Below are 12,988 nucleotides of genomic sequence, written 5' to 3'. Positions count from 1 at the left end.
GCGGGGCCGGGGGTGCGTACCGGGCCCCGCCGCCGTGGGCGGATCCGCGCAGGTCAACCCCCTGTGAGGGGGCGGGCGGTCGAGGTCGTGGCGCCTCGGGGGAGGCGGTCGGAGTGCGGTGGCCGGCGGCTGCCGACCGGGGTGACCGGCATGCGTTCCGAGCGGGTGGTGTGGGGGCCGGGGGCCAGGTAGACCGGGGCACGCGGCGGACGGGCCGAGGCGGCCGTCTCGCGGGGGCCGGCCGCCTCGTCGCGGGCGGCCGCGGCGCCCGCGACGACCGGCACGGGAACGGCCACCGGGGCGGCCGGAACCGGGAGCGTGCCGCTGCGGCGTTCGCGCAGACGGTCGCGCAGGGCGAAGATCGAGACCTCGGCGCGGGCGATCAGGGGTTCGCACCACGGCAGCGCCAGCAGGACGAGCAGACCCGCGGCCCAGCCCAGCACCACGTCGCTCAGCCAGTGCGTACCGAGGTAGACGGTGGTGAGGCCGACGCCGAGCGAGACCACCGCGGAGACGGCGGACAGCCAGCGGCGGGCCCTCGGCGTGGAGGCCAGATACGCCAGGATTCCCCAGGTCACGACGGCGTTGGCGGTGTGGCCGCTGGGAAATATATCGCCGCCCAGACCCATCTCGTTCGAGCCGATGGTGGTCGCGTAGTGCGGTCCGAGCCGGCCCATGCCGAGCTTGGCCGCCCCGACCGTGATGTTCAGCAGCAGCAGTGAGGCGCCCAGGGTGAGCAACGGGCGCAGGGTGTGCTGCCGCCACGATCTCCAGCCGAGCCACGCGGCGACCATCACGGCGGTCGGGCCGCGCTGGCCGAGAACCACGTAGTAGTCGAGGAAGGCGTGGATCTCCGGCCACTGCTGGTACGGCCGGAAGAACATGACCTGCCAGTCGAAACGGACCAGCCACGACGTGACGACCACGAGCCACACGATCGCCAGATAGAAGGCCAGGGTCGCGACCAGCAGCGCGACCCTGTGCCTGCTCATCTTCGGCACATCGATGTGGGCCGGTCGTTCCGGCTCACGGTCGAGCCTGGCGAACACCCGGTCCAGACGGGTGAGGTTTTGTTCGGTACGCACCTAAACGACGTTACAGCGAGTGAGCTCGAGACCCGGCCGATTCCGCGGGTTTGTGATGACGATGTGATGTGGGATTGCTCTCAGAACGGTGACAATTCCCGAGGAATCCACAATCCTCGAACGCTTCTTCCCGCAATTCCTTTGATCATTCCAGGGGATAGCTTTAGAGAAGTTATGAAAGGCTGCCCGGAAAAGACCCGGTCCGCGTCTACGGGGGACCCGAGCCGTTCAGCCACCACGCTCCGTACACGGCGGACGCGACCGCGAGGCACCCCGTCACCAGCGCCGACCGGCCGGTCCGCAGCCGGGCCAGGGCCAGCGCGAGGGGCAGCAGCAGCGGGAAGGCGGGCAGCAGCAGCCGCGGCTTCGAGCCGAAGTAGCTCGACGCGCACAGGGCGAGGGCGAGCACCGCGCCCCCGTACACCAGCAGCGGCAGCGGCTGACGCTGCCGCACGCAGACGACGTACAGCCACAGCAGCAGGGCGACGCCGACGATCAGCCCGACGCCGGCCAGGGCCGACGGGAAGGCCGTGAACTTGTCGGCGACGAAGCGGGCGAAGGCGTACCCGCCGTCGAAGCCGTTGCGCCAGCCCGCCTGGACGTCGAGGTACCCGAGGGGCCCCTGGCCGGTGCGGTCGCCCACCCACAGGACATAGCCCGCGGCGCCGAGGGGCGCGAGCAGCATGCCGAGGGCGCGCGGCGCGACACCGGGCCCGTGGGCGGCGGCCCCGCGCCCCTCGGCGGCCTCGTCGGACGACTGGGGGGCGCGCCGGTCACTCTGCGCGCCGGGCGCGGGCGCCGTGCCGCGGGTTCGCACGAACGGGCCCGTCCCCTGGGCCCGGCGGTCACGAAGGAGGGACGCCGATCCCGCCGCCCAGACCGCGGCGACGACCGCGAGACCCACCGGACGGGTCAGACCGGACAACGACGCCAGCACCCCCGCGGTCACCCACCGTTCGGTGAGCACCGCGTACAGCGACCAGGCGGCCAGCGCGGTGAAGAGCGACTCGCTGTACGCCATCGACTGCACGATCCCGACCGGGAGCACGGCCCACACCAGCACCGCGCAGATCCCGGCCCGCCGCCCGTACACGTGGTCCGCGACCGCGAAGATCCCCCAGGCCGCCGCGAGCGAGGCGACCACGGAGACCGCGAAGCCGGCGGCGGCGTACGACAACGGGGTCGTCGCGTGGAGCAGCCGCTCCAGCCAGGGCAGCAGCGGGAAGAAGGCGAGGTTGGAGTGGACGTCGCCGTTCGGCAGGCGGACCTCGTAGCCGTATCCGAGCTCGGCGACCCTGGTGTACCAGAGGGCGTCCCAGCGGGCGGTGAGCAGGGTGAACGCGCTCTTGTCGCGGGCCGCGCTCCACACGGCGAGGGCGAGCAGGCCCAGGGTCCGCACGGCCGCGTACCCGAGGAGGGCGGGGGCCGCCCGGCGCAGGGCGGCGGGGCCGGGGAGCGTCGCGCGCACGTCAAGGTCGGTCACGGGCCCGATTATCGACGGCGTGCCCGGCCGCCGGGACCGCCGGGGCGCGCGGACCGGCGCGGGGCCCGTGCCGGAGCGGACCGGGACCGGGCCCGGCGCCCCCCGCGAGCCGTGCGGCGAAACCCGCAGACCAGTGGCGTACGCCACACGGGTTGCCCCCGAACGGTGAGAGGTCCGCCACGCGGCCCGGGCGCGAACTCGCGTACGCTGCGTGTCACTCGTGTTCGTCTGCGCGGGCCGGAGAACACCGCTCCTCTCCGGCCGAGCCGCGGGGAGTCCCCACCTCGTGAGCCCGCCGAACCGAGGGATCACCTGGGAGGTACGTACATGTCCGGGACGACCGCGGCCGCCGCTGGGCTGCGCCGCCGGGCGGCCGGGGCCGGTGCCAACCGCTGGGTCGTCCTGGTGGTGCTGTGCGTCAGCCTGCTCCTGGTCGCCGTCGACGCGACGGTGCTGCACGTGGCGGTGCCCGCCGTCACCGAGGACCTGCGCCCCGGCGCCATCGAGCTGCTCTGGATCGTCGACACCTATCCACTGGTCTGCGCCTCGTTGCTGATCCTCTTCGGCACGCTCGGCGACAAGGTGGGCCGACGGCGCATCCTGCTGCTCGGGTACGCCCTGTTCGGCGCGGCCTCGGCGCTCGCCGCGTTCGCGGGCAGCGCCGAGGTGCTGATCGTGGCCCGCGCGCTGCTCGGCGTCGGCGGCGCGATGATCATGCCGGCAACGCTGTCGATCCTGCGGCAGGTGTTCCCCGACCGCCGTGAGCGGGCGCTGGCGATAGGCATCTGGAGCGCGGTGGCCGCGGTGGGCGCGGCCGTCGGCCCGCTGCTCGGCGGCTTTCTGCTGGAGCACTTCTGGTGGGGTTCGGTCTTCCTGGTCAACATCCCGCTGATGCTGGTCAGCCTGCCGGTGGGGCGTCTGCTCCTGCCGGAGTCGAAGGGCACGGGGGACGGCCCCTGGGACGTGGTCGGGGCGCTGACGGCGGCGGCGGGGCTGTTCGGCGCCGTGCTCGGCGTCAAGCGGCTGGGCGGCGGGGAGGCCGGCCCGCTCACCGTGCTCCCGCTGGCGACCGGAGCCGTGCTGCTCGTGATGTTCGTCCGCCGTCAGCGCCGGCGGGCTCATCCGCTGGTGGATCTGCGGATGTTCGGGCGGCCGGCGTTCAGCACGGCGGTGGGGTGCATCGTGCTGGCGATGCTGGCGCTGGTCGGCCTCGAGCTGATCGCGGCGCAGTACCTGCAGCTGGTGCTGGGGCTGTCCCCGCTGGAGACGGGCCTGCGTCTGCTGCCCCTGACCTTCGCCGCGATGGCGGCGGGACTGGCCGGGGCGCGGCTGCTGCGGCGGTTCGGGCCCCGCCGGATGGTGTGCGGAGGGTTCGTCCTGACGGGTGCGGCCGTGCTGACGCTGACCGCGATGGGCCAGTCGGACAACACGGGGCTGCTGCTGTGCGGCTTCCTGCTGCTGGGCTTCGGTCTGGAGACGACCCTCTTCGCGGCGTACGAGTCGATGCTGAGCGAGGCTCCGCCGGAACAGGCGGGCGGGGCGGCGGCCATCGGGGAGACCTCGTACCAGCTGGGCGCGGGCATCGGCATAGCGCTGCTCGGCACGGTGATGAACGCGGCGTACGCGCCCGGGCTGAGTTCCGTGCCCGGGGTTCCCGCGTCGGCGTCGGCCGCGGCGGGGCATTCGCTGGGCGAGGCCTACGAGGTGGCCGGGCGGCTCGGCGGACCGGCCGGAGCGGCCCTGCGGGCCACGGCCCGGGAGTGCTTCGTCCATGGACTGCATGTGACGTTGCTGGTCAGCGCCGGGTTGCTGCTGCTCGGGGCGGTGATGGCGCTGCGGCTGCCGCGGACCATGAGCTGCGAGTCGCCGCCCGTGGAACTGCCCGCTCCCCGGGAGGTCGCTCCGTCCCGCGTCTCCGTGTGACGGGCTCGCCGGGTGGACGTGCGGGGCGTCGCGTCGTAACGTCACCCGGGACATCGTGACTAGCGGTGCTAGTTTTTCATGGCTGGCGGTGCTGGTCTTCTTGGTTCCTGCCGGAGGCTTCCGTATGTCCGCGTCCTCGAAGTTGCCGCCCTTCGACCCCGCCGACCCGCTCGGGCTCGACGACCTGCTGGAGCCGGAGGACCTCGCGGTCCGCGACACCGTGCGCGGCTGGGCGGCGGACCGGGTGCTGCCGAACGTCGCCGAGTGGTACGAGCGCGGGGAGCTGCCCGTGATCCGGGAGCTCGCGCGGGAGCTCGGCGGGATCGGCGCACTGGGCATGTCGCTCGACGGCTACGGCTGTGCGGGGGCGAGCGCCGTGCAGTACGGGCTCGCCTGTCTGGAACTGGAGGCCGCCGACTCCGGGATCCGCTCCCTGGTCTCCGTGCAGGGCTCCCTCGCCATGTACGCGATCCACCGCTTCGGGAGCGAGGAGCAGAAGCAGACGTGGCTGCCCCGGATGGCGGCCGGCGAGGTCATCGGCTGTTTCGGGCTCACCGAGCCGGATCACGGATCCGACCCCGCCGGCATGCGGACGCACGCCAAGCGCGACGGCGCGGACTGGGTGCTCAACGGGCGCAAGATGTGGATCACCAACGGCTCCGTCGCCGGCGTCGCCGTCGTGTGGGCGCAGAGCGACGACGGGATCCGGGGGTTCGTCGTGCCGACCGACAGCCCGGGCTTCTCCGCCCCGGAGATCAGGCACAAGTGGTCGCTGCGGGCCAGCGTGACCAGCGAGCTGGTCCTCGACGACGTACGACTGCCCGCGGACGCCGTGCTTCCGCAGGTCACCGGTCTGAAGGGACCGCTCAGCTGTCTGAACCACGCGCGTTACGGCATCGTGTGGGGAGCGATGGGGGCGGCCCGCTCCTGCTTCGAGGCCGCCGTCGGATACGCGAAGACCCGTGAGCAGTTCGGGCGGCCCATCGGGGGCTTCCAGCTCACCCAGGCCAAGCTCGCCGACATGGCGGTCGAACTGCACAAGGGGATCCTGCTCGCCCACCATCTGGGGCGGCGCATGGACGCCGGCCGCCTGCGTCCCGAGCAGGTCAGCTTCGGCAAGCTCAACAACGTGCGGGAGGCGATCGAGATCTGCCGGACCGCCCGGACCGTCCTCGGGGCCAACGGGATCTCGCTCGAGTACCCGGTCATGCGGCACGCGACCAACCTCGAGTCGGTGCTCACCTACGAGGGCACCGTCGAGATGCACCAGCTCGTACTGGGCAAGGCGCTCACCGGACTCGACGCCTTCCGCTGACCCCCGGAGGGGGGCAGGGCCGGTGAGCGGCCCTGCCTCAGCTCTGGTTGAAGAAACCGTCCGTCCGGCGCGCGGACGGGTCCCCGTTCACGATCTCCGTGTTGGCGGGGGTCAGCAGGAACACCCGGGTGGACACCCGCTCGATCGAACCCCGCAGGCCGAAGATCAGCCCGGCCGCGAAGTCGACGACGCGCTTGGCGTCGGCGGCCTCCATGGCGGTGAGGTTCATGATGACCGGCACGCCCTCGCGGAACAGCTCACCGATCGCCCGCGCGTCCCGGAAGCTGTCCGGGGTGACGGTGCCGATCCGGCGGCCCTTCTCCTCGGCCGTGTCCGCGGCCACCTTCACGCGGGGGTCGGTGACCCAGGCGTCGCCGGAGTCGGTCCCCTCGGAATAGTCGTCGTCGTAGTAACGCTCGTCATCGTTGTCGTCGACGAGGCCAAGCCAGGCACTCGCCTTGCGCACCGATCCCATGGACGCCTCCTCTCACAGCGGTCATTCTGCTTTCCGCATTCCCCATGGTCGTCCATGATGCGGATGTCGCGCCAAGTGGATAGACGCCGCGCGGGGGGTTTGTGACGGTACTGGTGCACAGGGAATCCGTCGAGAGCCCGCGTCTCCCAAGGGTCCTACCGGATACGGCTGCTGACTGTGAGTGAAATATGATTCTTCGTGGCGGACGGGTGACGCTCGGTGCGTCCGGGTGAACGAGTGCCCCGGATCCGGCACGACAATCAGTCGATAGCATGCGGCAGCTCAATGTCCCAAGGACGACGGGGGTTGTCGTGTTCGGAATCGTCAGACCGTGCTCTCACCGGCTCGGAGAGAGCCTCAAGACCCAGTGGATGGCGCACCTGTGCGGGCTCTGTCTCGCGCTGCGCGGCGACCACGGGCAGTTCGCCCGGGTCGTCACCAACTACGACGGCCTGCTCATATCGGTTCTGACGGAGGCTCAGGCCGAGCGCGCCACGGCCGGCGGATGGCGGCGCACGGCCGGACCGTGCCCGCTGCGCGGCATGCGCACCGCGTCCGTCGCCCAGGGCGAGGGCGCCCGGCTCGCGGCCGCCGTCTCGCTGGTGCTCGCCTCCGCCAAGGTGCGCGACCACGTCGCCGACGGGGACGGCCTGCTCGCGCGGCGGCCGGTCGCCGTCGCCGCGCGCCGGGTCGCCGCCGGCTGGGGACGGGCCGGCGAACGGAGCGGCGCCGCCGTCGGGTTCGACACCGCCGTCCTGGTGGACGCGGTGGACCGGCAGATCGGCATCGAGGCGCTCGCCGGACCGGGCACCCCGCTGCTGACCGTCACCGAGCCGACCGAGACCGCCACCGCCGCCGCCTTCGCGCACACCGCGATCCTGGCGGGCCGGCCGGGCAACACCGCGCCGCTCGCCGAGGCCGGCCGGCTCTTCGGACGTCTCGCGCATCTGCTGGACGCGGTGGAGGACCGGGAGGCGGACGCCGCCGCCGGCGCCTGGAACCCGCTCACGGCCACCGGGACCCCGCTCACCGAGGCCCGCCGGCTCGCCGACGACGCGCTGCACGGCATCCGGCTCGCCCTGAAGGACGTGAAGTTCGTGGAGGGCAGGCTGGCGCACCTGCTGCTCGCCCACGAGCTGGAACGGTCCGTGGAGCGGGCCTTCGGCACCCGGTCGTGCAGTCACGCGCACGGGCCCGAGGGCGCGTTCGGTCCGCCCACCGGCCCGTACGCCCCGCAGAACCCGGTGGATCCGCACGCGCCCGGCAACCCGTACGGAAACCCCTACGGCGGTGAGCCGCCCCGGCCCGGCAAGCGGGGCCTGCTGGCCGGCTGCGCCGTCGCGCTCGGACTGTGCTGCACCTGCAAGGTGTGCTGCGCCGACGAGTTCGAGGGCCCCTGGTCGCGCAAGAAGCGCGAGGGCCTGTGCAACGACTGCGGTGACTGCGGCAACTGCGGTGACTGCGGAAACTGCTGTGACTGCGGCTGCTGTGACGGGTGCGACTGCTGTTCCTGCGACTGCTCCTGCTGACACGTCCGGCCGCCTGAACCGGCGTCTCCGGCCGCTCCTGCTGACAGGGCGTCACCCGAGGGGCCGGGCGGGGGTCCTGGGCAGGGCGGGCACAGGGCGGGGCCGGGGCATGACGGGGGATTCGGGTGGGGGCCGGGATCCGGGCTGTGGCCGTGGTTTCGGGCTGTGGGCTGTGGTCGTGGTCGGGGCTGTGGCCGTGGTGCGGCTACGGTTTCGGCCGGTTCGGCGGGCGCGTCCTGCCCGTCGCGGCCGCGCTGCCCGCCACCGGCCGGCGGGACCGCCGCTGAGCGGCTCGCCGCCCGCACACGTATCCCTGGGCGAGGACGCGGATCTCGTACGACCGGTGTGCCGTCGCGGCGGGCCGGCCGAGCCGCTCCGGGGCGGACCCGCGCCGGGGCGCCGCGCCCGCTGCGCGAAAGGACCAGGGACCATGCCCGGGCGCTCCCGCTCCGACAAGACCGTGCCGCTCGCAGTGAAGATCGTGGTGAGCGGCGGCCTCGGGGTCGGCAAGACCACCTTCATCGGAGCCGTCTCCGAGATCGATCCGCTCGACACGGAGGCGGCGATCACCCAGGTGTCGGTCGGGATCGACTCGCTCGAGGGCGTGGAGTCCAAGACGACGACCACGGTCGCGCTCGACTTCGGGCGGATCACCCTCGACACGGCCATCGCGCTGTACCTCTTCGGCACGCCCGGGCAGAACCGCTTCGCGTTCCTGTGGGACGACCTGGCGGAGGGCGCGCTCGGGACGGTGGTCCTCGCGGACACCCGGCGGATCGAGGACTGCTTCCCGGCCGTCGACTACTTCGAGGCCAGGGGAGCGCCGTTCGTGCTCGCGGTGAACCGGTTCGAGGGCACGGTGCGCATCGATCCGGAGGAGGTCCGGGACGCTCTGGATCTGAGCGCCGACGTGCCGGTGCTCGAGTGCGACGCCCGGGAACGGGGCTCCGTGCGGGACGTGCTGGAGGCGCTGATGGACCGGGTGATCGGCTTCCGGGCGGCCCCGAGGACGCGGGACGGCAGGACGCCGGCCTCGGGGCCGCCCCCAGGCGCAGCCCCGGCCGCCGCGGAGAAGGCGCGCGTGTGACGGTGTGACGAGGAGCCGTCCGGACGGGAGGAGGCGAGCCGGGTACGGCGCGTACGGCGTGGGGCCGGGGCGTGACGGCGGACCCGGCCGGGGCGTACTGCCTCCGTGCACCTTGTCGGTCGTTTTCTCCACACGGCCCCCTCGACGGGGAACACATGGGGCGTGGAAGTCGAGGCAACACGGCACAACCTGGTCTGAGCTGGGGCAAGAAGGCTGCAAGAGGGCTCAACTCGCGCAGCCCGTTCAGCGTCTGACGGCCGAAAGGCGCCCTTGCGCCTACCGGCCGTTCGGCCGAATACTCCCCCTCAGCGCTTGTCAGGGTCACGGCGTGTCCGGAATGCGGACGAATGTCGATCCTGGCTGCGCCTCACCTGGGCCTCGACCCCACACGACGGGCCCCCGACTTCCCCTGGGAGGGAACGAAACGTGAGGATCAAGCGCACCACCCCCACCATCCCCACGCACGGCATCTCGAGACGGGCCCGGCTGACCGCCGTCGCCACCGGACTCGTGGCCGCGGCCGCCATCGCGATCCCCCATGCGAACGCGGCCGACGACGCCGTCTACAGCAGCGCCGAACTCAAGAGCGCCGGCGACTCGGTGCTCCGGGCGGACGTCCCGGGCACCGCCTGGGCCGTCGACAGCAAGACCAACCGGCTGGTCGTCACCGTCGACAGCACGGTGTCGGACGCCGAGATCGCGAAGATCAGGAGGCAGGCGGGCGACAACGCCGGCGCGCTCACGATCAAGCACACGCCGGGCAGGTTCACCAAGCTCATCGGCGGCGGCGACGCCATCTACGGCGGCGGCTACCGCTGCTCGCTCGGCTTCAACGTGCGCAGCGGCAGCACCTACTACTTCCTGACCGCCGGGCACTGCGGCGAGGTCGCCTCCACCTGGTACTCGAACTCCGGCCAGACCACCGTGCTGGGCACGAACAGCAGCTACAGCTTCCCGACCAACGACTACGCGCTGGTCCGGTACACCAACACCTCGGTCGCCAAGGCCGGCACCGCGGGCAACACCGACATCACCAGCGCGGGCAACGCCACCGTGGGCCAGTCGGTGATCCGGGACGGCTCCACGACCGGCATCCACACCGGCCGGGTGACCGCCCTCAACGCCACGGTGAACTACGGCGGCGGCGACGTGGTCTACCAGATGATCCAGACCAACGTGTGCGCCGAGGGCGGCGACTCCGGCGGCGCGCTCTACACCTCCGGCGGCGTGGCGCTCGGCCTGACCTCCGGGGGCAGCGGCAACTGCTCGTCCGGCGGCACGACCTTCTTCCAGCCCGTGACCGAGGCCCTGAGCCGCTACGGCGTCAGCGTCTTCTAGGCCCTGCTCCCCGGGTCCTGCGGCCGACCGCAGGCGAGCCCCCGCACGCAACCGGCGTGCGGGGGCTCGCCCTTGTCCGCGGGGCGCACGGTCGTCCGCGGGGCGGGCCGCCGGTTCCGGGGCGCCGCCGCGCTTCGCGGAGTCCGCACGCGGCGGCAACCGCTTCCCCCGGCGTCCTCCACACCCTCGACGACATCTCCGCCCCGGCCGCCCGCGGCGGCGACGGGTTCCGGCCAGGAGTACCCGCGTCCAAGGGCGGCGCGGTATGAGGGGTTACTCACCCGTAGCGTTTGCTGAGCGAATTCCCATGCGGCCGCTCGCCGGTGACCTGCCGAGGTGCGGGCGCGGTGAAGACGGGGAGGGCGCGCGGTGCCCACCCTGTGCGCGTCCTGAAGTCGACCTTGTGTGCTCCCTGCGCGGTTCGGAAGAGTGAGCGGCCGTCAACCAGCATTCCGGCCCGTCGCGGCCCCCACGGCCGCCCGCGCCGCCCCCCACAGGAGGACCCGAGTTGCAGCACCGACGCATACCCCGGCGACGGGCGGCCATGGCGGGAGCGGGCGTCGCCGCGCTCGTCGCGGCAGGGCTGACCTTCCAGACTGCGAACGCCGACGAACCCGCGAAGACCTCGCAGCCCACCCCGCTCTCGGCCCTCGCGGCCGGAAAGCTCGCCTCGTCGCTCGGCCGGGACCTCGGCGCCGACGCGGCGGGCACGTACTACGACGCGAAGAGCCGGAGCCTGGTGGTGAACGTCCTCGACGAGGCCGCCGCGAAGACCGTCGAGGCGGCCGGCGCCAAGGCCAGACTCGTCGAGAACTCCCTCGCCGAACTGACCGGCGCCCGCACCACGCTGGCATCGGACGCGAGCATCCCGGGCACCGCCTGGGTGACCGACCCGACCGCCAACAAGGTCGTCGTCACCGCCGACCGCACCGTCTCCAGAGCCGAGTGGGCCACGCTGTCCAAGGTCGTCGGCGGGCTCGGCGGGACGGTGGAACTCCACCGCACGAAGGGGGAGTTCACACCCTTCGTGGCCGGCGGCGACGCCATCACCGGCGGCACCGGGCGCTGCTCGCTCGGCTTCAACGTGGTCAAGGGCGGCGAGCCGTACTTCCTGACCGCCGGGCACTGCACCGACGCCGTCTCCACATGGTCGGACTCCTCCGGCGCGCAGATCGGCGTCAACGCGGTCTCCCGCTTCCCGGGTGACGACTACGGACTGGTCAAGTACACCGCCGAGGTCGACCACCCGAGCGAGGTGAACCTCTACAACGGCTCCGCGCAGGCCATCACCGGCGCCGCCGAGGCCACCGTCGGCATGAAGGTGACCCGCAGCGGGTCGACCACCCAGGTGCACTCCGGCACGGTCACGGGCCTCGACGCCACGGTGAACTACGGCAACGGCGACGTCGTCGACGGCCTCATCCAGACCGACGTCTGCGCCGAGCCCGGCGACAGCGGCGGCTCCCTCTTCTCGGGCAGCAGCGCCGTCGGCCTGACCTCGGGCGGCAGCGGCGACTGCACGGCCGGCGGGGAGACGTTCTTCCAGCCGGTGACGGAGGCGCTGTCGGCCACCGGAACGCAGATCGGCTGACCCGGCCCGCCTCGGCCCCGCCCGTCGAAGGTCCCGCCCCGCTTCCACGAGGGGCGGGACCTCACGCCGTCGCCGTTCTCCGCCGGGTGCGCAGCGTCGCCATGAGCAGCGTGACGGCGACCCCTCCGACCGCCCACGCCGACAGGACCAGCAGGGACGAGGTCATGTCGTTGCCCTGGAAGTAGGCGATGGAGCGCGCCGCCCAGGTTCCCGCGCCCGGCGGCAGCGCGGGGCCGATCGCCCGCCAGAACGGCGGGAGCAGCGGGGGCGGGAGGGCGCCGCCCGCGCTCGGGTTGCCGAGGATCACCACGAGCAGGATGACCAGCCCGACGCCGGCGAGCCCGAAGACGCCCTGGAAGGCGAGGGTGGCCGCGCCGACCGCGAAGATGATCAGCGCGCCGAGCCCCCAGTAGGCCGCGAGCCCGCCCGGCAGCGCGCCCAGGATCGGACCGACGATCAGGGCGCCGCCGAGTCCGCCGACGATCCCGACGACGACCATGGCGAGCAGCCGGATCACCGCGCGCCGTGGGGTGGAGCTCCCGGCGCCCGAACTGATCACCATGATCGACGCGCAGAGATAGCCGCCCACGCACCAGCCGACGGCCAGATAGAACGACGACAGCCCGTTGGCGTCCTCCTGGTCGGCCGGGGCCACGTCGAGGGTCCGCAGGGTGCGCGCCTCGGACTTCTCCAGGGCGGTGGTGAGCGTCACCAGGGTGGCGGCCAGGACCTTTCCGCCGCCGGTGGCCACCAGCAGGGTGTCGGTGGCGCCCGACGGGGAGACGATCAGGGCGCCGTCGATCTCCCGGTCCAGGATCTGTTTGCGGGCCGTCGCGGCGTCGGTCACCGTGCGGGGGGCCAGGGGGCTGCCGGGCAGCTTCTCCAGCCGGGCCACGGTCTGCCGGGCGGCTGCCCCCGGCGCGACGACCCCGAAGGGCACGTCCTTCGGCTTCGGGTCGTGCAGAGCCCCCACGTAGGAGGCGATGAAGAGCAGATGGAGGGCGACCACGCCGACGACCAGCAACGTGGCCCGCGGGGTGACGGCGTCCTTGACCTCGTCGAGAAAGGAGCCGTGCGAGGAGGCGCGGGGCGCGTCGGGGCCGGTCGTCTGCGTCATGCCCCCCACGCTCCGGGGCGGAGGGTGTTTCCGCAGGTGGGAGGC

At 72.9% G+C, this 12,988-nt stretch carries 10 protein-coding genes; 6 read left to right on the top strand and 4 right to left on the bottom strand.

Annotated elements, in window-relative coordinates:
- Positions 1–53: 53 nt before the first annotated feature.
- Together ACH4ZA_RS17270 and ACH4ZA_RS17265 are read right to left on the bottom strand one after the other, a co-directional pair.
- Positions 54–1,085, bottom strand: a complete 1,032-nt coding sequence (locus ACH4ZA_RS17270; RefSeq protein WP_319279551.1) for a phosphatase PAP2 family protein — start codon at positions 1,083–1,085, stop codon at positions 54–56.
- 208 nt (positions 1,086–1,293) lie between these two features.
- On the bottom strand, positions 1,294–2,568 hold the full coding sequence (locus ACH4ZA_RS17265) for a mannosyltransferase family protein (protein ID WP_319279550.1): 1,275 nt from the start codon (positions 2,566–2,568) through the stop codon (positions 1,294–1,296).
- A gap of 327 nt (positions 2,569–2,895) precedes the next feature.
- On the opposite strand from ACH4ZA_RS17265, the gene ACH4ZA_RS17260 reads away from it, so the two are divergent.
- Together ACH4ZA_RS17260 and ACH4ZA_RS17255 are read left to right on the top strand one after the other, a co-directional pair.
- Positions 2,896–4,491, top strand: a complete 1,596-nt coding sequence (locus ACH4ZA_RS17260) for an MFS transporter (protein WP_398430152.1) — start codon at positions 2,896–2,898, stop codon at positions 4,489–4,491.
- Between the two features lie 124 nt (positions 4,492–4,615).
- Positions 4,616–5,806: an acyl-CoA dehydrogenase family protein gene (locus tag ACH4ZA_RS17255; RefSeq protein WP_319279547.1), complete on the top strand. Its 1,191-nt coding sequence runs from the start codon at positions 4,616–4,618 to the stop codon at positions 5,804–5,806.
- A gap of 37 nt (positions 5,807–5,843) precedes the next feature.
- On the opposite strand, the gene ACH4ZA_RS17250 is transcribed toward ACH4ZA_RS17255, so the two are convergent.
- Positions 5,844–6,281 carry a cell division protein SepF gene (locus ACH4ZA_RS17250; protein WP_319279545.1) on the bottom strand — a complete coding sequence of 146 codons (438 nt, stop codon included), beginning with the start codon at positions 6,279–6,281 and terminating at the stop codon, positions 5,844–5,846.
- Positions 6,282–6,592: 311 nt separating this feature from the next.
- Between ACH4ZA_RS17250 and ACH4ZA_RS17245 the strand changes: the two genes are divergently transcribed.
- The 4 genes from ACH4ZA_RS17245 (at position 6,593) to ACH4ZA_RS17230 (ending at position 11,826) form a co-directional block, all read left to right on the top strand.
- Positions 6,593–7,810: a DUF5685 family protein gene (locus tag ACH4ZA_RS17245; protein ID WP_398430151.1), complete on the top strand. Its 1,218-nt coding sequence runs from the start codon at positions 6,593–6,595 to the stop codon at positions 7,808–7,810.
- Positions 7,811–8,240: 430 nt separating this feature from the next.
- The gene (locus ACH4ZA_RS17240) at positions 8,241–8,897 is read left to right on the top strand and encodes an ATP/GTP-binding protein (RefSeq protein ID WP_319279543.1); all 657 of its coding nucleotides are present in this window, start codon (positions 8,241–8,243) and stop codon (positions 8,895–8,897) included.
- A 426-nt stretch (positions 8,898–9,323) separates the two neighbouring features.
- Complete coding sequence (locus ACH4ZA_RS17235) at positions 9,324–10,235, top strand: S1 family peptidase (RefSeq protein ID WP_319279542.1); 912 nt, start codon at positions 9,324–9,326, stop codon at positions 10,233–10,235.
- Between the two features lie 508 nt (positions 10,236–10,743).
- On the top strand, positions 10,744–11,826 hold the full coding sequence (locus tag ACH4ZA_RS17230; RefSeq protein WP_398430148.1) for a S1 family peptidase: 1,083 nt from the start codon (positions 10,744–10,746) through the stop codon (positions 11,824–11,826).
- Between the two features lie 61 nt (positions 11,827–11,887).
- Here the strand turns inward: ACH4ZA_RS17230 and ACH4ZA_RS17225 are convergent, their stop codons facing one another.
- Complete coding sequence (locus ACH4ZA_RS17225) at positions 11,888–12,943, bottom strand: DUF3533 domain-containing protein (protein ID WP_319279540.1); 1,056 nt, start codon at positions 12,941–12,943, stop codon at positions 11,888–11,890.
- Positions 12,944–12,988 lie beyond the last annotated feature (45 nt).

This window comes from Streptomyces sp. NPDC020597, from assembly GCF_044335095.1.
Taxonomy (GTDB): Bacteria; Actinomycetota; Actinomycetes; order Streptomycetales; family Streptomycetaceae; genus Streptomyces.
The sequence above is the reverse complement of the archived record's forward strand: the minus strand, read 5'-3'. Positions and strand labels throughout refer to the sequence as shown.

Coding starts and splice junctions, on each gene's coding strand:
- ACH4ZA_RS17260 (WP_398430152.1), top strand. CDS start 2,896: ATGTCCGGGACGACCGCGGCCGCCGCTGGGCTGCGCCGCCGGGCGGCC.
- ACH4ZA_RS17255 (WP_319279547.1), top strand. CDS start 4,616: ATGTCCGCGTCCTCGAAGTTGCCGCCCTTCGACCCCGCCGACCCGCTC.
- ACH4ZA_RS17250 (WP_319279545.1), bottom strand. CDS start 6,281: ATGGGATCGGTGCGCAAGGCGAGTGCCTGGCTTGGCCTCGTCGACGAC.
- ACH4ZA_RS17240 (WP_319279543.1), top strand. CDS start 8,241: ATGCCCGGGCGCTCCCGCTCCGACAAGACCGTGCCGCTCGCAGTGAAG.
- ACH4ZA_RS17225 (WP_319279540.1), bottom strand. CDS start 12,943: ATGACGCAGACGACCGGCCCCGACGCGCCCCGCGCCTCCTCGCACGGC.